Consider the following 20,737-nt stretch of genomic DNA (forward strand, 5'->3'; position numbering starts at 1 on the left):
TGAATGTATGTCGAGATGTTACTGCCTAGGCAGCGAATGTCAACGTAATAGTTAGGTTGCTTTGTAATTAGTTGACCAGTGGGCTGGGTTTTTCTGTCGTCCGTGCAGACGCCATCGCGAGCGGGCTCGCTCCCACAGGGGATCTCACGCATACAGGGATCAATGTGGGAGCGAGCCTGCTCGCGATGGCAGCGACTCGGTACAGAGCCCGTCAGGATTTGTCGGAAGGGTGATTCATCGGTGGCGGTTGCAGGGGATGGACTTCACGCCCGCGCAACGCAGTTGCCACATAACCGCAGGCGCGCCTGGCTCCCGCGTAAATGCCGTGCCAGCCCGGCGGTGCCGGCTCGATGGCGGCATGCAACGCCCGCGCATAATCGAGCACCAGGCCAGGCGTCCAGGCCATGGCCTCGGCGCGCTTGCGCACCTGGGCTGCGACCCAGAATTCGGGGCTGATGATGACCCGGGCAAAATCCAGCATGCTCGAATGCCCCCGGTTCATCGCACCTTCAAGGGCAGCTTCCAGGCTATACGCAACGGCACTCGAACAATTGCGGCTGGTGAGGTTGTAGGTGGTGGTCTGCCGATAATCCGCCCAGAACGCCTGAAGCCGCGCAGCATCGTAATGCACGAAACTGACCTGAACCGACGACGGGCACCAGTCGGCCACTTCGCTCGCATAGTCCGGCAGAAACCGCCCCGCCACATCGTTGTTCGGCGTGGCCCGCAGCAAGCGCACGAAATCCCCCGCCGAGCGATCGATATCGTTCAGCGGGTAATGGCTGATGTAGATGTCAGGCCCACATTCCAGTGCCGCGTGGCCGGCAGAGATGACGCCGTTGATATCGACCGCCGCGATGTAACGATTGAGCAACCGATTGCGCACCAGGGTGTCTTCAACCGTACCGCTGGGGGTCCAGACATGGATCACCATTGCGCCATTATCTGCAGGGGCATGAACCGGAGGAGGCGTCACCGGCGACGGTCTGTTCTTGAACCGCAATGCCTGCTGCAACAAGGCACAGCCCGAAAGAAAGATGCTCATGCCAATGCAGAACGGCACCGTTCCCTTGTAAAGGCTCGGATACGGTTCGAAGATGAACACGCCAAAGCCGATCTCGAACAGCGCCACCAGCAGTGACATTCGCCAACCGACAAAGCGCACCACCACCGCAGCCGCCAGCCGAAAACCGCCATCGAGCAAAAAAGCCGCACCGAACAGCACCGCGAGAATCACACCGGCAGCATGCTGTCGGTCGACGATCAGCAGCCCCAGCAGCAGAAACGCCAGACCGCGCGCCTTGCGCAACGCCGCCGCCGTGCCGGTTTTCGGGGCCGGCACCAGCAGAATGATCAGGGCTTCGAGCAACAGCAGATAGCCGAACACATGCAGCGGAAAATACAGAACGCCGTCCAGCGCATCGATGAAAATGGCCACGCCGGCCGCGCCCCAGACAACGCCGGTCAATGCCAGAGCGGACCAGCGCCGACGGACAAAATCGTGACCGAGCAAGACCATACTCAAACGAACCATTGGCGCCCCCGGGGCGTTTCGGGCAGCCGCAAACGGCGCCCTTCAAGCTGCGATCAGTCTAATACATCCAGAAAAAGCCGGATCGTGGTGACACGATCCGGCCAGGGGGAACGCGGGCTAGAAATCCCGCTTGTAGAAGATGTCCAGCGAACTGGCCACGCCGCTGGCGGCTTCGAGGTAGACCTTTTTGCTCAGCTTGTAGCGCAAGGCGATGGTGTTGGCCGGTTCGAACACGCCGACGCCGTAACGCAGACTGAGTTTCTCGGAAATGTTGCCGCTGGCCACCACGCTGGTGGTGTTGCCGCTGCCCTGGGTGTCGAGCTGGAAGTCCTGAATGCCCAAATCACTGGCCAGACTGCTGGTGACCCCGGAACTGCCCATCAGGCCCAGACCGAGCGCCGCTTGCGCGAGCATGTTGTTGTCCTCGCCGGTGGTGCTCAACGGACGCCCCAGCACCAGATAGGACAGCGCCTGTTCCTGGCTCATCGCCGGTTCCGAGAAGATCTGCGTAGTCGGCTGCTCGGCGCTGCCGCTCAGGCGAATACCGGCGATCACATCATCGGTCTGGCGAATCGCTTCGATGTCCAGATACGGCTGATCGATCGGCCCGGCGAACAGCAGACGCGCGCGACGTACCGTCAGGCGCTGGCCGTAGGCGCGGTATTTGCCGTCGTTGAGCCACAGCTCGCCACGGGTGTCCATGTTGTCACCGATGTGCACGTGGCCTTGCAGGTTGGCGGTCAGGCCGAATCCGGCGAAGCTCAGCTTGTCCTGGCCGACCACCACATCGATGTCCATTTTCATCGCCAGCGGCGGTTTGCCCTCTTCGGTCTGCGCGCCGACGATGATCGTGTCATCGGAGACTTTCACCGTCGATGGCGGCAGTTCGCGCACGGTGATTTCGCCTTTCGGTACCAGCACCTTGCCGGCAATCGCCAGCTCGTCGCCGGCCATGGAAATCTTCAGGTCCGGCGCCACTTCAAGCTTGGCGTAGGGCTCGACCGTCACCGGCAATTGCGTGCCCTTGAGCGCCAGATCCACCACCAACGCCTGACCCCAGGCGATGTTACCGCTCAGGCTGCCCTGCCCGCTCTTGCCGCTTTTCCAGCCGCCGTTCAATTGCACGGCTTCACCGGCGATCACCGCTTGCAGTTGCAGCGCCTGCAACTCCAGCGGCAATTCCGGGCCGGACACTTCGCCGTCGCTGAGCTGCACGGTGCCGTTGACCAGCGGCGCGAGCAGCCCGCCGGAAATCGTGCCGCTGCCGTTCAGGCGCCCGGTGAGTTTCTCGACCATCGGCACAAACGGCCGCGCCACCGACAAGTCCAGTCCGCTGAGGCGGAATGAACCGCTGAGCGGCTTGTTCTTCGGCAGCGGATTGATCTGCGCCTGCACCATCAGCTCACCGAGCTTGCCGCCGACGAAATTCAGATCAGTGTCGATTCGCTTGGGCGTGAGTTTGCTGGTGAGCTTGAGGGTCTGGTACGGGAAGTCGACCCACTGATCCTTTTCCTTCATGCGCAAGGTGCCGCCGCTCGCATCGACGCTGATCTGGCCGTTCGGGCCGCTGGCCGGCAGGTCCAGTTGCAGGTCGGCATTGAGCTTGCCCTGCCAGGCGAAATCCTTGGGCAGCCACTGCGCCAGGCTTTCGATCGGGAATTGCTTGAGGTGGTAACGCAGCTTCGGCTCCGGCATCAGGCGCTGATCTTCACCGCACAGGCTGGCATTGCCGGACATCCAGCAATGGGCGCCGAAGTTGATCTTGCCGTCGGCCAGACGCTCGAGTTTCGCCGGGTTTTGCAGCTTCCAGTCCTGACCGCCGGCCTGAATGTCACCGCTGGCCAGACGCCCGCGCCAGTTGCCTTTGTCCAGATTGCCGTCCAGACCCAACGCCAGTTTCAGCTTCGGCCCGAGCAGATCGAGATTGAGTTTCTGGCTTTTGATATCGCCTTGGGCGCTGGCGGTCAGCGTACCCAACGACGTATCGCCAGCCTGAATGCCGCTGCCCTTGAGGTCGATTTTCGCCCGTTGCGCACTGTCGAGCGTGGCGTCGAGGTTGAGGCTTTGCAGGCGATTGTCCTGGAACGCCAGTTGCGAACCTTGCAGGCCGAGCTTGCCCTGCGGCGCCTTGAGCGTACCGGCGACATCGACCCGACCGTTGATCTGCCCGCGCAGTTGCGGCCAGAGCTGGGCGAGACGCGCCAGTTTGATGTCGATCTGCCCGGTGAGTTTCTGTTGCAGGCTGCCCTTGCCGTTGATGCTGTTGTCGCCGAGACGGATTTGCAGGGCATTCAGATTCCACTGCTCGCCGGCGCCGTCAGCCTTGGCTTGCAGGATCGCCGGTTGGCCGCGCAGTTTGCCTTTCAGATCGAGATCGGCATTCAGGCTCAGGCGCTCGTTTTTCATTTCGCCTTTGCTTTTCAACGGACCGGCCAGGGTGCCCGGCAACTCCGCAACCCAGTACGCCGGGTTGAGCGCCGACAGTTCCAGCGCGGTGTCCCAGGCAATGCCATCGGCGAACTGCACGTTCACATGGCCTTCGGCCTTGCCCTGCCCGGCTTCGAGTTTCAGTTGTGGCAGGAAAATCTGCTTGAGATTGCCGCTGAACGGACTGCTCAGGGTGAACGCCCCCGCTGGGCCATCTGCGGCGGCGGCGAAGTTACCGAGGTACTGACCGTCGGTGTAGGAGACTTCGCCCGTGAAGGTACGCAACGTGACCTGCGGTTCGTCGATCTCCGGATAGAGCCGGTGCCACGGAAAATCCAGCCAGTTGATATTGGCCTGGGCGCTGAGGCCTTTGCTCCAGTCGACATTGCCGGTCAGCTTGAGGCTTTGCTTGTCGTTGGCCGTCAGATCGAGGCCGGCAATCTGCGCGCCTTTGGCGTCAACCTTACCTTTGAGCAACAGCGCCACCGGGCCTTTCTCGGCAGGCAGCGTTGCATTGCCGAGGAGTTGGTAACCGTTTTCCAGGTCGCCTTCGCCGGTCAATACCAGTTGATTGAATTGCAGAGTGTCCGGCAGATCCGCGCTCGGCTTGAACGCCTCCGAGGTGATCCGCACCTTGGCCGGCAGGTTTTCCACCAACGGTTGCAGCTCGCCGCTCAACTGGCCGTTGAGGTAACCACGACTGTCAGCGTGCAGGTTGAGGGTTTTCAGCAGATCGCCGTCGACTTTGAGTGCCAGCGTCCATGGGCCGGTGCCCGGAGATGGCAGGGTCAGATCGCCGGCGATGTTCAGCGGCCAGTTGCCGGTCGGTTGCAACAGGCCGGAGAGGTTCAGGCTCAGGTCGTCACGTTGCAGTTTCACGCTGTCGATCTGCATGCTCTTGACGGTCCAGTGCGCCGCCAGTTGCAGGCCTTTCAACTCTTCACTGCCGTTGAACAACAGGCTGCCGACCTGCACATCGCCCAGCTCGATGGCCACGGGCAATTGCAGATCAGGAAGTTTGATCGGACCGCTTTCGGTGACTTCTTCGCTCGGCGGGAATTGCAGGCTGACGGTATCGGCCTTCAGCTGTTGAATGCACAGGGTCATGCGCGTCAGGCACAGCGGCGACCATTCGAAGATCGGTTTGCTCAGCTCGACGCGACTGCTGTCCTGCTGCCACAGCAGATGATCGGCGCTCCACTGCCCACCGAGGCGACCCTGGAAATTGTCGAGGCTCAAACCCGGCACCAGACCCAGCACCCAACGGCTGCCGGCCTGCGTTCCGAGCACAGCGGTGATGCTCAATACAATTAGCAGCACCAGCGACAACAGCGCCAGCGCCGATATTTTCAAACCACGCTTCACAGCTCAGGCCCCATGGAAAAGTGCAGCCGGATGCCGCCATCGTCGTCCAGCGCATGGGCCAGGTCGAGGCGGATCGGCCCCACCGGCGAAACCCAGCGCACACCGATACCGACCCCGGTCTTGAGGTTCGGCAGTTCGAGTTTGTTGAAGGAGTTGCCCTGATCGACAAAGGTCGCCACGCGCCACTTCTCGGCAATCGAATATTGATATTCGACGCTGCCGGCCACCATGTAGCGCCCGCCGATGCGGTCGCCCTCGGAGTTCTCCGGGGACAGGCTCTGGTAGTCGTAACCGCGCACGCTCTGATCGCCACCGGCGAAGAAGCGCAGCGACGGCGGCACCGATTTGTAGCCGTTGGTGGCGCTGCCGCCGACCTGTATCCGGCCGAGCAAGCGATGCTTGTCGAACACGGTGGTCAGGCCTTTGACCAGCGCCGTGCCGTAAACCAGGTTGTTGTCGGAGCCGAGGCCTTCTTTCGCCACTTTGCTTTCAAAGGTCAGGCGATAGCCATTGTGCGGATCGATGCGGTTGTCGCTCTTGAGGTAGGAATAGCTGACGCCGGGCATCAGCAAGGTGCTCAGACCGGAGTCGTCGCCGAGCTGGTATTCCTCGCGCTGCCATTTCAGCGAGATCACCCGCTGCCAGCCGCTCGGCAATTTGCTGTGCCATTCCGGGCCGAAGGTCAGCAGCTTGCTCAAGGTGTCGGAACCGTCGATGTCCTCGTATTGATAACCGCCGGCCCAGCGCAGTTTGTCGGTTAGCGGCGGGTCCAGCGGGATGTCGTAGAACAGGCCGACGTTTTGCCGTGGCGCCGACAACTCCGCCTCCCAGCCGTAGCTGTCGCCCTGCGGGTTGACCCAGTGGCGAGTCCAGTTGGCCTTGATTCGCGGGCCGACGTCGGTGGAATAACCAAGACCCAGGCCCATGGTGCGCGGCTTGCGGGTGTCGAGTTTGACGTCCACCGGGATCACGTCGTTTTTGGCGGCGGTCGGCGCGGCGTCGACCCGCACGCCTTCGAAATAGCCGCTCGATTGCAGGTCGCGGTTGAGTTCGGCGATCAGTTCGGAGTCGTAAGGCTCGCCCGGTTTGAACGGCACCATGCGTTGCAGCAGGTCTTCGTCGAACGGTGTATCGCCCTCGAAACTGACTTTGCCCAGCGCATAGCGTGGACCGCTCTCATAGATCAATTCGACATCGGCGACCCCGGCGCGGGGATCGACCATCAATTTCTGGCTGGTGAAGCGGCCACTGAAGAACCCATAGCGCGACGCCTGGTTCTGGATCAGTCGCTTGGCGTCTTCGTAACGCCCATGGTTGAGCACCGCGCCGGGCTTGAGCACGTCACTTTTCGGGACTCGAAAGGATTTGAGGGAGGCCGCCGGGCCGTCGATGCGCACGGTCACGTTGCGCAGGCGGATCGGCTCACCGGGATCGATGTTCAGCACCAGACGCGGTTTTTCACCGCCCTTGACGTCACTTTCGATCTGCGGCTGGTAATAACCCAAGGCCTGGGCGGCCTTGCGCGCCTGTTCTTCGGCGCCGCGACTGAAGCGCTGCAAGGCTTCTTCGTCACGATCGCCGAGGCTGCCGATATAGCCTTCTATATTGGCTTTCAGTTCATCGTTGGACGGTTTGATCCGCACATCCAATTCACTTTGCGCCAGCGCCGCGCAGCTGGTTAACAGCATGAGCACGCCACTGGTAAATCTTCCTGGAAACTTCATAGGCGCGGATGCTATCACGGGCTTGGGAGCGTGATAGAACAGGAAATTTCCCAAAAAGTTCGATGGTCATCCCGTTGCTGTTTGTAACACCTGCGGGTTGGCGTGGAAAAACACGTGCTCGCGCACCGGGCCGACGGCCACTTCGCCGATTTCCTCGTAACCCTGACGCTTGTAGAACTCCAGATAACGCGGGTTGCCGGTATCGAGAATCACGCCTTGGGAGCTTTCGTCCACCGCGCACCAGTTGTGCACCGCTTGCAGCAGCTGTTCGCCGAAGTGTTTGCCCTGAAATTGTGGATGCACGCCGAGCAGCGGCAGCATGTGCACCGAGTCGGTCGGCACGCAGGCCTCAACGGCGGCGTGATACTCCAGATAACGCCGGGTGCAACGGAAACCGGTGCTCAGCACCATGCGCAAACGCCAGGCCCAGCTCTCGGTGACGCCTAGACGACGTTGCGGCGGCGCGATCAGGGCGATGCCGATCAAGCGGTCGTTGACCAACAGGCCGATGGCCGGCAAATCCTGCAGGAAATGCTGTTTGACCAGTTCCCGTACCGTGGCGCGCACCCGCTGCTCGTAACCCGGACGCTCGGCTTCGAACAGGTAAGCGAAGGTCGGCTCGTGGCGGTAAGCCTGATAAAGAAGGGATCGCGCTTCCCGGGAATAGCCGCGGTCGAGCATATGAATGTCGGCGATGGCGGTTTGGGTTTCAGGCATGACGGTGATTCTCCCTGGACGGGACTCAACAGGCCCCGTTCTTGTTATACGAGCCTTGGGCTGAAGGGATCGTTCCCACACCCGAAAGACATTAGCAGCGCATATGGACTACCGCCACGCTGGCCCAGATCCTACATGTCAGCTAGCATCGCCCTTTTGCCAGGACTGCCGACCATGAAGATCGTTTCCTTCAACATCAACGGACTGCGGGCCCGTCCGCATCAGCTGGCGGCGCTGATCGAAAAGCATCAGCCGGACGTCATCGGCCTGCAGGAAACCAAGGTCCACGACGACCAGTTCCCGCTGGAAGAAGTGCGGGCCCTGGGGTATCACGTGTATTTCCACGGCCAGAAAGGCCATTACGGTGTCGCCCTGCTCTCGCGCCAGGAGCCGATTGCCATTCATAAAGGTTTTGCCACCGATGAAGAAGACGCGCAGCGGCGCTTCATCTGGGGCACTTTCGCCGACGCCAACGGCGTTCCGGTGACAATCATGAACGGCTATTTCCCACAGGGCGAAAGCCGCGACCATCCAACCAAATTCCCGGCCAAGCAGCGCTTCTACAGCGATCTGCAAGCCCTGCTGGAAAGCCAGTTCCACAATGAACAACCGCTGGTGGTGATGGGCGACGTCAACATCTCCCCGGAAGACAGCGACATCGGCATCGGCCCGGACAACATGAAGCGCTGGTTGAAAACCGGTAAATGCAGCTTCCTGCCGGAAGAGCGCGAGTGGATGGCCCGCCTGAAAAACTGGGGCCTGACCGACAGCTACCGTCACCTCAACCCGGACGTGACCGACATGTTCAGCTGGTTCGACTACCGCAGTCGCGGGTTTGAAGACGAGCCGAAGCGTGGTCTGCGCATCGATGTGATTCTGGCGTCCCACGGCTTGCTGCCACGGGTGAAAGCCGCCGGTGTCGACTATGAACTGCGCGGGATGGAAAAGCCTTCGGACCATGCGCCGATCTGGCTGGAATTGAGCTGATACCACAATCACCTCAAATCGCTGTGGGAGTTCACTCCCACAGCTTGAGCGCTGTCATTTTTCAGAAACGTCTTTGACTTAATCTCCCCGGCAATCCCCTTGGCTGCAATCGGTGCCGGCATGACCCTGCGTGTTCTGTTCGTCTTTCTCTTAAGCGCCTGGCTGCAGGTTGCGGTTGCGGCGTTGCCCATTCCCGAGAACGGCCCGGTATTGCGCATCCAGGGTTCCAACACCATCGGCGCTGCGCTCGGCCCAGCGTTGGTGGAAGGTCTGTTGCAAGACCAGGGACTGTTGAAAGTCCACAGCGAAACGCCGGACACCGCCAACGAACAACGGGTCGTCGGACTGACGGCTCAAGGCCAAAGAGTCGTGGTGGAGATCGCCGCCCACGGTTCGAGCACCGGTTTCACTGCACTCAAGAACGCCAGCGCCGATCTGGCCGCCTCCTCGCGCCCAATCAAGGACAGCGAGCTGTTGGACCTGCAAGCCCGGGGCGATCTGAAAAGCCCCCGCGCCGAGCAAGTCATCGCCATCGATGGCCTGGCGATCATCCTTCATCCCGACAATCCGCTGAATCAACTGAACACCGAACAACTGGCGCGGATTTTCAGCGGCGAGGCGAAGACGTGGGAAGACGTCGGCGGCAAGGGTGGGACGATTCATTTATATACGCGGGATGATCAGTCCGGCACCTACGACACGTTCAAGGAACTTGTCCTCAGCCGTCGTGGGAAATCCCTGAGCAATGCCGCGAAACGGTTTGAATCCAGCGAGCAGTTGTCCGACGCCGTCAGCGCCGACCCGCAGGCCATCGGTTTCATCGGCCTGCCGTATGTGCGTCAGGCCAAAGCCGTGGCGATTGTCGACGGGCAATCTCAGGCAATGCTGCCGCTCGCCAGCCTGATCGCCACCGAAGACTATCCGCTGTCGCGGCGGCTGTTCTTCTATCTGCCGCCCGACAGCAACAATCCCTGGGCCAAGGCATTGGTGGAGTTTGCGCAGAGCCGTCGGGGCCAGGCGATTGTCGCGGCCAACGGTTTTATCGCCCAGACCGTGCAGGCCATCGCCGTCACGCCGAATGCACTGATGCCCGAGGGTTATCAATCCCTCAGCCGCCACGCCCAGCGTCTTACGGTGAACTTCCGCTTCGAAGAAGGCAGTGCCAGCCTCGACAACAAGGCCCGCCTGGATCTGGCCCGGGTGTTCGACTATATAAAGCACCACGACAAGACCGACCGCGCGGTAACACTGGTGGGATTCGGCGACGCAAAGGACGACCCCGCGCGGGCGGATTTGCTGTCGAAGCTGCGGGCGATGGCGGTACGCCGGGAGTTGGTGAAAAACGGCGTGGTATTGCGCGAGGTGCGCGGGTTTGGCGCGCTGATGCCGGTGGCGACCAACAGCGGGGATGAAGGCAGGATCAAGAATCGGCGGGTTGAGGTTTGGGTTTACTGAATCTGATGTTGATGCGTTGAACGAGCAGGCCCCATCGCGAGCAGGCTCGCTCCCACATTAGATCTCCAGTGAACACAAAGTATGTGGACACCAGCGAACCCGTGGGAGCGAGCCTGCTCGCGATAGCAGGCACCGCGGTCTTAATGACCGCTACGCAGCATTTCCTTCGGCACATACTTGCCGATCTCGAACTTGCCGATCGCCGCGCGGTGCACTTCGTCCGGGCCGTCGGCCAGGCGCAGGGTGCGTTGCATGGCGTACATGTAGGCCAGCGGGAAATCATTCGAGACCCCTGCCCCGCCATGAATCTGGATTGCCCGGTCGATCACCCGCAACGCGACGTTCGGCGCGACGACCTTGATCTGCGCGATCTCGCTTTTGGCGACCTTGTTACCCACGGTGTCCATCATGTACGCCGCTTTCAGGGTCAGCAGACGCGCCATGTCGATTTCCATCCGCGAGTCGGCGATCTTGTCGACGTTACCGCCCAGACGCGCCAGCGGTTTGCCGAATGCGGTGCGACTTACCGAACGTTTGCACATCAGCTCCAGTGCGCGCTCGGCCATGCCGATCGAACGCATGCAGTGGTGAATCCGGCCTGGGCCAAGGCGACCTTGAGCAATTTCGAAGCCGCGTCCTTCACCGAGCAGGACGTTTTCGTACGGCACTCGCACGTTGTCGAACAGCACTTCGGCGTGACCGTGCGGCGCATCGTCGTAACCGAACACCGGCAGCGGACGGACGATCTTCACGCCGGGGGTGTCGACCGGCACCAGGATCATCGAGTGCTGGGCGTGGCGCGGGGCATCGGGGTTGCTCAGGCCCATGAAGATCAGGATCTTGCAGCGCGGATCGCAAGCGCCGGAGGTCCACCATTTCTTGCCGTTGATCACCCACTCATCGCCATCGCGCACCGCACGGGCGGCCATGTTGGTGGCGTCGGAGGACGCAACGTCCGGCTCGGTCATGGCGAACGCCGAGCGGATCTCGCCGCGCAGCAGCGGTTCGAGCCAGCGCTGTTTCTGCTCTTCGTTGGCGTAACGCACCAGCACTTCCATGTTGCCGGTGTCCGGCGCCGAGCAGTTGAACGGCTCGGGACCGAGCAGCGAACGGCCCATGATTTCTGCCAATGGCGCGTATTCAAGGTTGGTCAGGCCGGCGCCCAGTTCCGACTCAGGCAGAAACAAATTCCACAGACCTTCGGCTTTTGCCTTGGCCTTGAGTTCTTCCATGATCGCCGTCGGCTGCCAGCGATCGCCTTCGGCAACCTGGCGCTCGAACACGGCTTCGGCCGGGTAAACGTAAGTGTCCATGAACGCGGTCACGCGCTCACGCAGTTCTTGCACCTTGGGCGAATAAGCGAAATCCATGAGCAATTACCTTTTTTCGGCAGGTTGTTTAAGTCATGCAATCGATGCTAGAACAGCGTTGATAATTTACCTAGCCTATTCTCGGCGTGTATAAACATTCATCACCGATATATGATTGGTTGATTTTCCGGGCAGCCCTGACCTGTACCCTCCACCTATAACAAGAGAGCCGCGTAATGAATCTGAGCAAGGTCGACCTCAACCTTTTCATCGTCTTCGACGCGATCTACACCGAAGCCAACCTGACCCGCGCCGGGCAGATTGTCGGCATCACCCAGCCAGCGGTGTCCAACGCATTGGCGCGGTTGCGCGAGACCTTCAACGACCCGCTCTTCGTGCGCACCGCCCAAGGCATGGTGCCGACGCCCATGGCGCAGAACATCATCGGCCCGGTGCGTAACGCGCTTTCGCTGTTGCGGGTGTCGGTTCAGGAAAGCCGGATTTTCAACCCTTCGCAAGCGGTCAAGACTTACCGCATCAGCATGACCGACCTGACCGAAGCGGTGATTCTGCCGCCACTGTTCCAGCGCCTGCGTCGCCTGGCGCCGACGGTGATCATCGAAAGCTTCCTGTCCAAACGCCGGGAAACCACCAAGGAACTGGCTGCCGGGCGTCTCGACTTCGCGGTGGATGCGCCGCTCAACACCGACCCGCAGGTGCGCCACGTCAAGCTGATGGAAGACCGTTACGTCTGCGCGATGCGCAAGGGCCATCCGCTGGCGGCCAAGGAAAAATTCACCCTCGACGATTACCTGTCACTGACCCACATTCATATTTCCAGCCGTCGCAGTGGCCTGGGCCATGTCGATCTGGCGCTGGGCAAGATGGGCATCCAGCGCAAGATCGCCCTGCGTTCGCAGCACTACTTGATGGCGTCCCAGGTGTTGCAGCAGACCGACATGGTGATGACCGTGCCGGAGCGTTTCGCCCGACGTCATGACCTGCATGCGTTCAATCTGCCGGTCAACGATGTACCGCCAGTGGAAACCCATTTGTACTGGCACGAAAGCACCGATCAGGACCCGGCCAACCGCTGGATGCGCGAGCAGATGATCGAGTTGTGCCAGCAAGTGACAGCGCACGAGAAGAAGCTCGACAAGCTGCAGGCGCCCGCCACTTGACGTAAACGTCAACCTGCCATTAGCTTAGCGCCAAGACCCTTCTTCGAGCGCTTTCATGAGCAGCCAGACCTACAGCATTTCCGACCTCGCCCGCGAGCTGGACATCACCACCCGGGCGATCCGCTTCTATGAAGAACAAGGCCTGCTCAGCCCCGAGCGCCGAGGCCAGGAACGCATCTATTCGCCACGCGACAAGGTCAGCCTGAAGCTGATCCTGCGGGGCAAGCGCATCGGTTTTTCCCTGGCCGAGTGCCGCGAACTGATCGAGCTCTACGACCCTTCCAGCGGTAACACCAAACAACTCAACAGCATGCTGGCGAAAATCAGCGAGCGTCGGGAACAGCTCGAGCAGCAATTGCTGGACATCGAACAGATGAAGCTGGAACTCGACACCGCCGAAGAACGCTGCGTGCAGGCGCTGGAGCAGACGCTCAAGAGTCAGCAAGTCGCGCAGTAGCCTCCCGACAATTACAACAGGTCAACGCCATGTCCCTCCCCTCCCAAGTACGCCTGATCGAAGTCGGCCCGCGTGACGGCCTGCAGAACGAAGCCCAGCCCATCAGCGTCGCCGACAAGGTGCAACTGGTCGACGCGCTGAGCGCCGCCGGTCTCGGCTATATAGAAGTCGGCAGTTTCGTTTCGCCCAAGTGGGTGCCGCAGATGGCTGGTTCCGCCGATGTGTTCGCGCAGATCCAGCGCAAGCCCGGCGTGACCTATGGCGCACTGGCGCCGAACTTGCGCGGTTTTGAAGATGCGCTGGCGGCCGGGGTCAAGGAAGTCGCGGTGTTTGCGGCTGCGTCCGAAGCGTTCTCGCAGCGCAACATCAATTGCTCGATCAGCGAAAGCCTGGCGCGGTTCGCGCCGATCATGGAATCGGCGAAACAGCACGGCGTTACCGTGCGCGGTTACGTGTCCTGCGTGCTGGGTTGCCCTTATGAAGGCGAGGTCGCCCCGGAGCAAGTGGCCATGGTCGCCCGCGAGCTGTACGCGATGGGCTGCTACGAAGTTTCGCTGGGTGACACCATCGGCACCGGCACCGCGGGCGCTACTCGCCGGCTGTTCGAAGTGGTCTCGAAACAGGTGCCGCGAGAAAAACTCGCCGGCCACTTCCACGACACTTACGGCCAGGCCATGGCCAACATCTACGCCAGCCTGCTGGAAGGCATCGCGGTGTTCGACAGCTCGATCGCCGGCCTCGGCGGCTGCCCGTACGCCAAGGGCGCCAGCGGTAACGTCGCCACCGAAGACGTGGTGTACCTGCTCAACGGCCTGGGCATCGAGACCGGTATCGACCTCGACGCCTTGATTGCTGCCGGCCAGCAGATCAGTGCGGTACTGGGTCGCCCGACAGGTTCGCGCGTGGCCAAGGCCCGTAGCGCACAGTGAGGGGATGGTGTTACCGCCGAGCGCGAAACGTGGGCACAAGCGAGTAACACGGAAACAAATTGTCTGGTTTTGCCTGAAGGAAAAATCCTTCAAAAATCTCAAGCCCTTGATTTACAAGGGTTTTGAAAAGTTGGCACGGCTTCTGCTATCTCTATGGCATAACAAGAATAAAAAGCAGCAAACCAATAAAAATAAGACGTACCGACTCTGACATAACAAAAACAACACGGCAGAGACGCAGCTAACAGATTTTTTTGGAGAAGGTGTGCTTTTCAGGGTATTCCTCGGAATGACCCGCAACCGGGCAGAGAACAATAAAACTACCTTCAGGTAGCTCCCGAATCGGTTGGATCGCTTAGCGAGAAAGCAGATCAGCGCTCAAAAAAATACGTTTGCTCTTGACCCCGGTTGGGGGTCGCCAAAAACAGCGGTAAAGGGCCACGGTTGCCAAAAACAACAACAGACCGACCCTCAATAATAAAAAAGAGCACGCGACGACAAAATTAAAGGGGAGCTTCGGCTCCCCTTTGTGCTGTCTGGCGTTCTGAAATTGTACGCGACGGATCTCCTCCCCCATTTCGATCTTCCTGCAAGCGCTCACTCCGCATGGTTTCACGCGCCTCGACTTCCAGCCACTCACTGCTGGCAACCCCATCTAAAACACTAAGGATTCACGGCTTTCGCTGTGTGTGTAAACACGACGCCGTATGAGCGTTTAAAGTACACGAACCGTTACGCCATAAGGGCTACAACACCTTGCGTCGTTGCCTACGCGTACGCCAGAATCCGCCGGCTTGTGCGCTTAGACCTCGGACTCTATCGTTTACCTGCCACTGCCCATCAGTGGTCGGGTTTAGTAGCCCGTATGGTCTTAGTAAGTGCATGAGCCCCATTCAGTCAGGTACGTCCAGTCCTGCACTTGATGGTGGTTGTGCGCAGGGCGCTCTCGAGCGCGCCGGTCTTGCTAATTCCTCCGGTCTACTAACCTGCGCGCAGCCGCCACCCTTCTTTTAGTAGAGAACGGTCGCGGCCCTATTTCAGGAATTAGATATATGTTCAAGATTACGCCTAACCCTCCGGATGCAGATCCGATCCCCTACGACGCCGCCCTCGAAGCCGAAAACATAAAAACGGCCACCGAGCGGGCGATCAATCATTACCTCGATCCTGGGGCGCAGAAGACGTCCAAACCATCGCGCAAGCCGGGCAAGATCTATCTGGTCAATCCAACCATGGATGACGAAACGCTGCTGGTCGAAGCGTGCGAAACGCTGTCGTCGGCCAGTGACATGGCCCGGGACATTGGCGAAACCGTCGATCCGTCGCAGCGCAAGGCGATGCAGATTCTGCAGCAGGTCATCATGCTGAGTGAGCTGCTGGTCAATCGTGTGCTGGATAACCATCACGTCTCGCGGTAGTTGCCGCCTCGGTGAGGGGCTTGTCCCCTCACTTTCTGGCAGTCGTCTATAAAGATCCTCAAGCGACTCTTTCCGGAGTTCCAGCTGATGTCCAAGACCGTCATTCCACCGTTAGAAGATCCGGTGTCCCCCTACGAATTTCCTGATTCAAGAAAACTCCACGACGCGGCCGGACGCGCTCTCGACTATTACCTGCCCCCCGCAGCCCAAATCATGGCCACGCCCTACACCCCAAACGACATGTTCATGGTCAACCCGCAAACCGACACGGAGTCCCTGCTGGCCAACGCCTGCGAATCCCTCGCCTCAGCCACGGTCATGCTCGGTGACTTTGCCGGCCTGCTGGAAGGGCCGAACCGCAAGACCCTGCTAGGCATTGCGCAAGTGGTGATGTTGGGTGAATTGGCGGTGAATCAGGCGTTGGAAAATATAGAGGTAAAGCCATAAGCGCCGCTTTCGAAGCCAGGGTCCGCGCCCTGGCTTCGAGGCTCTGATCGATATATGAAGTTGAAACTGTAGGAGCAAAGCCCCCACAGATCTCGTCCTCAGCCCTCGTTACTGCGCAACTCCTCGATACTGATCTCGCGCATCCGGAATTTCTGGATCTTGCCGGTCACCGTCATCGGAAACTCCTCGACGAACTTGAAGTAACGCGGCGTCTTGAAGTGAGCGATGCGCTCCTTGCACCACGCTTGCAGTTCTTGTTCGGTCGCGCTGTGGCCGGGGTGGAATTTGATCCAGGCGACGATTTCCTCGCCGTAACGCGAGCAGGGAATGCCGATCACCTGCACGTCCGCCACCGCCGGGTGAGCGAAGAAGAACTCTTCCAGTTCACGCGGGTAAATGTTCTCGCCGCCACGGATGATCATGTCCTTGTTACGCCCGGCGATGCACACGTAACCCTCGTCGTTCATGCTCGCCAGGTCGCCGGTGTGCATCCAGCCTGCCGCGTCGATGGCTTCGGCGGTGGCATTCGGGTTGTTCCAGTAGCCGAGCATCACGCTGTAACCACGGGTGCACAGTTCGCCAATGGTGCCGCGTGGCACCGGGTTGCCGGCCTCGTCGATGATTTTGCTTTCGAGCTGTGGCTGGGTGCGGCCGACGGTGGTCACGCGCAGCTCCAGCTCGTCCGATGGCCCGGTCTGCAGGGACACGGGGCTGGTTTCGGTCATGCCGTAGGCGATCTGCACTTCGCTCATGTGCATCTCGTTGATGACCCGGCGCATCACTTCGATCGGGCAAGTGGCGCCGGCCATGATCCCGGTGCGCAGGGTCGACAGGTCGAACTCGGCACGTTGCGGCTGATCGAGCATGGCGATGAACATGGTCGGCACGCCGTACAGCGCGGTGGCCTTTTCTTCGGCGACAGTGCTCAGGGTCAGCAGCGGATCGAAGGCATCGTTGGGATAAATCATGGTGCTGCCGTGGGTGATGCAGCCGAGGTTGCCCATGACCATTCCGAAGCAGTGATACAGCGGCACCGGAATCACCAGGCGATCGGCGGCGGTCAGGCCGAGGCTTTCGCCGACCATGTAACCGTTGTTGAGGATGTTGTAGTGACTGAGGGTCGCGCCCTTGGGGAAACCGGTGGTGCCAGAGGTGTACTGAATGTTGACCGGTTGATCGAAGTGCAGGCTGTCGCTGCGTTCACGCAATTGTTCTGGAGAGACACTGGCGGCCAGATCTGCCAGTTGCGACCACGGGAGAAAACCCGAAGGCGGCTGGGGATCAAGGCTGATCAACCCGCGCAGCTCCGGCAGGCGCTCACTGCGCAGTTCGCCGATGGATTGCTCGGCCAGTTCCGGCAGCAAGCCTTGCAACATGCCGTGATAGTTCGAAGATTTGAATGCACCGGCGCAGACCAGCCATTGGCAACCGGATTGCTTGAGTACGTATTCGAGCTCGGAGCTGCGGTAGGCCGGGTTGATGTTGACCAGAATCACGCCGAGCTTCGCGGTGGCGAACTGAGTGATGCACCACTGCGCGCAGTTCGGCGCCCAGATGCCCAGCCGATCGCCGGCCTGCAAACCCAACGCCAGCAGCGCTCTGGCATGTACGTCTATCGCGTCGGCCAGTTGCCGCCAGGTGTAACGCAGCTGCTGATGACGCACCACCAGCGCCTCGCCGTCCGGGTACTGCGCGACGGTCTCGTCGAACTTCTGCCCGATGGTCATCGCCAGCAAGGCTTTGCTCTGGGAACCGCGGGTATAGCTGCGCTGCGGGTTTGCACTGGGTTGATCCATGACGACCCCTATTGTCTTTATTAGTGGGTGTTGGAACGGAGCTACGGCAGCTCCGACCATTCAGAACTGGCTCTACTCTCGCTCAAGTTGACGTTAACGTAAAGGGTGATTGACAGCCATTCGTCACAGGCTTACGTTAACGTAAAGGTGAGAACTGAAACGCCCTTCTCCCCACCCTACAAAAAAGCCAAAAGGTGACCCATGAGCTACCCATCCCTGAACTTTGCCCTCGGCGAAACCATCGACATGCTGCGCGATCAGGTTCAGTCCTTCGTCGCCAAGGAGATCGCCCCGCGTGCGGCGCAGATCGACAGCGACAACCTGTTCCCGGCCGATCTGTGGCGCAAGTTCGGTGACATGGGCCTGCTCGGTATCACCGTGCCGGAAGAGTACGGCGGCGCGGGCCTGGGTTACCTGGCGCACGTTGTGGCGATGGAAGAAATCAGCCGTGGCTCGGCTTCGGTGGCGTTGTCCTACGGCGCCCACTCCAATCTCTGCGTCAACCAGATCAACCGCAACGGCAATCACGAACAGAAAACCAAGTACCTGCCGAAGCTGATCAGCGGCGAACACGTCGGCGCTCTGGCGATGAGCGAGCCGAACGCCGGTTCCGATGTGGTCTCGATGAAACTGCGCGCCGATAAGCGCGGCGATCGCTACGTTCTCAACGGCAGCAAGACTTGGATCACCAATGGCCCAGACGCCAACACCTACGTGATCTACGCCAAGACCGACCTGGAAAAAGGTCCTCACGGCATCACCGCGTTCATAGTCGAGCGCGACTGGAAAGGCTTCAGCCGCAGCAACAAGTTCGACAAGCTCGGCATGCGCGGCTCCAACACTTGCGAACTGTTCTTCGATGACGTCGAAGTGCCGGAAGAAAACATTCTCGGCGTGCTCAACGGCGGCGTGAAAGTGCTGATGAGCGGCCTCGATTACGAGCGCGTCGTGCTGTCCGGTGGCCCGACCGGAATCATGCAGTCGTGCATGGACCTGATCGTGCCGTACATCCATGACCGCAAACAGTTCGGCCAGAGCATCGGCGAATTCCAACTGATCCAGGGCAAAGTCGCCGACATGTACACCCAACTCAACGCCAGCCGCGCCTACCTCTACGCCGTGGCTCAGGCCTGCGAGCGCAACGAAACCACCCGCAAGGACGCCGCCGGCGTGATCCTCTACACCGCCGAACGCGCCACGCAAATGGCCCTGGATGCGATCCAGATTCTCGGCGGTAACGGCTACATCAACGAATTCCCGGCCGGCCGTCTGCTGCGTGACGCCAAGCTGTACGAAATCGGTGCTGGCACCAGTGAGATCCGTCGCATGCTGATCGGTCGCGAACTGTTCAACGAAACCCGCTAAACGGAGCTGTCCATGGCTATCCTGCATACCCAGCTCAACCCTCGTTCAGCGGAGTTCGCCGCCAACAGCGCGGCGATGCTCGAACAGGTCGACGCCCTGCACACCCTGCTTGCCCAAGTGGCACAGGGCGGTGGCGCGAAAGCTCAGGAACGTCACACCTCGCGCGGCAAATTGCTGCCCCGTGAGCGGATCAACCGCCTCCTCGATCCGGGCTCACCGTTTCTGGAAATCAGCCAGTTGGCCGCCCACGCCGTTTATGGCGAAGACGTGCCGGCCGCTGGCGTGATTGCCGGGATCGGCCGCGTGGAAGGTGTCGAGTGCATGATCGTCGCCAACGACGCGACCGTGAAAGGTGGTTCGTACTACCCGCTGACCGTGAAGAAACACCTGCGCGCCCAGACCATTGCCCAGCAAAACCGTCTGCCATGCATTTATCTGGTGGACTCGGGCGGCGCCAACCTGCCGCGTCAGGACGAAGTGTTCCCGGATCGTGAGCACTTCGGGCGGATCTTCTTCAATCAGGCCAACATGAGCGCCATGGGCATTCCGCAGATTGCCGTGGTCATGGGCTCCTGCACCGCCGGCGGCGCTTACGTGCCGGCGATGGCTGACGAAGCGATCATGGTGCGCAATCAGGCGACGATTTTCCTCGCCGGCCCGCCCTTGGTGAAAGCTGCGACCGGTGAAGTGGTCAGCGCCGAAGACCTCGGCGGGGCCGATGTGCATTGCAAGATTTCCGGGGTCGCCGACCATTACGCCGAAAGCGATGAGCACGCCCTCGCCCTCGCCCGCCGCAGTGTTGCCAACCTTAACTGGCGCAAGCTCGGCGAAGTGCAGCAGCGCGCGCCGATTGCGCCGCTGTACGCCAGCGACGAGTTGTACGGTGTGGTGTCGGCGGACGCCAAGCAACCGTTCGATGTGCGCGAAGTGATTGCACGACTGGTTGACGGTTCGGTGTTCGATGAATTCAAAGCGTTGTTCGGCACCACGCTGGTATGCGGCTTCGCCCATTTGCACGGCTACCCGATCGCGATCCTCGCCAACAACGGCATCCTGTTCGCCGAAGCCGCGCAGAAAGGTGCGCACTTCATCGAACTGGCCTGCCAGCGTGGCATTCCATTGCTATTCCTGCAGAACATCACCGGCTTCATGGTCGGTCAGAAATACGAGGCCGGCGGCATCGCCAAGCACGGCGCCAAACTGGTGACCGCCGTGGCGTGCGCCAAGGTGCCGAAATTCACCGTGATCATCGGCGGCAGCTTCGGCGCCGGTAACTACGGCATGTGCGGGCGGGCCTACGATCCGCGTTTCCTGTGGATGTGGCCGAACGCGCGGATCGGCGTGATGGGCGCCGAACAAGCGGCCGGCGTGCTGGTTCAGGTCAAGCGCGAGCAGGCCGAACGCAGCGGCCAGGCCTTCAGCGCCGAGCAGGAAAGCGAGATCAAACAGCCGATTCTCGACCAGTACGAAGAGCAGGGTCACCCCTACTATTCCAGCGCACGGCTGTGGGACGACGGCGTCATCGACCCGGCGCAGACCCGCGATGTGCTGGCCCTGGCCTTGTCCGCGTCGTTGAACGCGCCTATCGAACCGAGCCGCTTCGGCGTGTTCCGGATGTGATCGGG

The 20,737-nt window shown here is 60.6% G+C and carries 15 protein-coding genes; 9 read left to right on the plus strand and 6 right to left on the minus strand.

What is annotated here, in order from left to right; translation table 11 throughout:
* Positions 1-211: 211 nt before the first annotated feature.
* From PMI24_RS04560 to PMI24_RS04575, 4 genes are all read right to left on the minus strand, one after another.
* Positions 212-1,534, minus strand: coding sequence for a hypothetical protein (locus PMI24_RS04560; RefSeq protein ID WP_007951500.1), 1,323 nt, complete (start codon positions 1,532-1,534; stop codon positions 212-214).
* A gap of 117 nt (positions 1,535-1,651) precedes the next feature.
* Positions 1,652-5,326: a translocation/assembly module TamB domain-containing protein gene (locus PMI24_RS04565; RefSeq protein WP_007951501.1), complete on the minus strand. Its 3,675-nt coding sequence runs from the start codon at positions 5,324-5,326 to the stop codon at positions 1,652-1,654.
* Positions 5,323-7,050 carry an autotransporter assembly complex protein TamA gene (locus tag PMI24_RS04570; RefSeq protein WP_045121654.1) on the minus strand — a complete coding sequence of 576 codons (1,728 nt, stop codon included), beginning with the start codon at positions 7,048-7,050 and terminating at the stop codon, positions 5,323-5,325. The genes PMI24_RS04565 and PMI24_RS04570 overlap by 4 nt, the downstream gene beginning before the upstream one ends.
* A 66-nt stretch (positions 7,051-7,116) precedes the next feature.
* Entirely contained in the window at positions 7,117-7,767 is a 651-nt protein-coding gene (locus tag PMI24_RS04575) for a GNAT family N-acetyltransferase (protein WP_007951503.1), read from the minus strand.
* A 174-nt stretch (positions 7,768-7,941) separates the two neighbouring features.
* Between PMI24_RS04575 and xthA the strand changes: the two genes are divergently transcribed.
* Together xthA and PMI24_RS04585 are read left to right on the plus strand one after the other, a co-directional pair.
* Complete coding sequence (gene xthA / locus PMI24_RS04580; RefSeq protein ID WP_007951504.1) at positions 7,942-8,754, plus strand: exodeoxyribonuclease III; 813 nt, start codon at positions 7,942-7,944, stop codon at positions 8,752-8,754.
* A 120-nt stretch (positions 8,755-8,874) separates the two neighbouring features.
* A complete protein-coding gene (locus tag PMI24_RS04585; protein ID WP_007951505.1) occupies positions 8,875-10,209 on the plus strand; it encodes a substrate-binding domain-containing protein in 1,335 nt (444 codons plus the stop codon).
* Between the two features lie 140 nt (positions 10,210-10,349).
* Here PMI24_RS04585 and PMI24_RS04590 read toward each other — a convergent pair whose 3' ends face one another.
* Complete coding sequence (locus PMI24_RS04590; protein ID WP_003223710.1) at positions 10,350-11,579, minus strand: acyl-CoA dehydrogenase; 1,230 nt, start codon at positions 11,577-11,579, stop codon at positions 10,350-10,352.
* Between the two features lie 176 nt (positions 11,580-11,755).
* On the opposite strand from PMI24_RS04590, the gene PMI24_RS04595 reads away from it, so the two are divergent.
* The 5 genes from PMI24_RS04595 to PMI24_RS04620 all read left to right on the plus strand — a co-directional run bounded on the left by PMI24_RS04595 (position 11,756) and on the right by PMI24_RS04620 (position 15,951).
* Positions 11,756-12,700: a LysR family transcriptional regulator gene (locus PMI24_RS04595; RefSeq protein ID WP_007951506.1), complete on the plus strand. Its 945-nt coding sequence runs from the start codon at positions 11,756-11,758 to the stop codon at positions 12,698-12,700.
* Between the two features lie 55 nt (positions 12,701-12,755).
* The gene (locus PMI24_RS04600) at positions 12,756-13,157 is read left to right on the plus strand and encodes a MerR family transcriptional regulator (protein ID WP_007951507.1); all 402 of its coding nucleotides are present in this window, start codon (positions 12,756-12,758) and stop codon (positions 13,155-13,157) included.
* Between the two features lie 29 nt (positions 13,158-13,186).
* Entirely contained in the window at positions 13,187-14,086 is a 900-nt protein-coding gene (locus PMI24_RS04605) for a hydroxymethylglutaryl-CoA lyase (protein ID WP_007951509.1), read from the plus strand.
* A 1,052-nt stretch (positions 14,087-15,138) separates the two neighbouring features.
* Positions 15,139-15,504 (plus strand): DUF6124 family protein, encoded by a 366-nt coding sequence (locus tag PMI24_RS04615; protein ID WP_007951511.1) that lies wholly within the window; start codon positions 15,139-15,141, stop codon positions 15,502-15,504.
* Between the two features lie 87 nt (positions 15,505-15,591).
* On the plus strand, positions 15,592-15,951 hold the full coding sequence (locus tag PMI24_RS04620; RefSeq protein WP_007951512.1) for a DUF6124 family protein: 360 nt from the start codon (positions 15,592-15,594) through the stop codon (positions 15,949-15,951).
* A 98-nt stretch (positions 15,952-16,049) separates the two neighbouring features.
* Here the strand turns inward: PMI24_RS04620 and PMI24_RS04625 are convergent, their stop codons facing one another.
* Positions 16,050-17,747: an AMP-binding protein gene (locus PMI24_RS04625; RefSeq protein ID WP_007951513.1), complete on the minus strand. Its 1,698-nt coding sequence runs from the start codon at positions 17,745-17,747 to the stop codon at positions 16,050-16,052.
* A 201-nt stretch (positions 17,748-17,948) separates the two neighbouring features.
* Here PMI24_RS04625 and PMI24_RS04630 point away from each other — a divergent pair, with 201 nt between their 5' ends.
* Complete coding sequence (locus PMI24_RS04630; protein WP_007951514.1) at positions 17,949-19,112, plus strand: isovaleryl-CoA dehydrogenase; 1,164 nt, start codon at positions 17,949-17,951, stop codon at positions 19,110-19,112.
* Positions 19,113-19,124: 12 nt separating this feature from the next.
* Complete coding sequence (locus tag PMI24_RS04635) at positions 19,125-20,732, plus strand: carboxyl transferase domain-containing protein (RefSeq protein ID WP_007951515.1); 1,608 nt, start codon at positions 19,125-19,127, stop codon at positions 20,730-20,732.
* Positions 20,733-20,737: the final 5 nt, after the last annotated feature.

Origin of the sequence: Pseudomonas sp. GM25, assembly GCF_000282255.1 — a bacterium.
Classification (GTDB): Bacteria; Pseudomonadota; Gammaproteobacteria; order Pseudomonadales; family Pseudomonadaceae; genus Aquipseudomonas; species Aquipseudomonas aphyarum.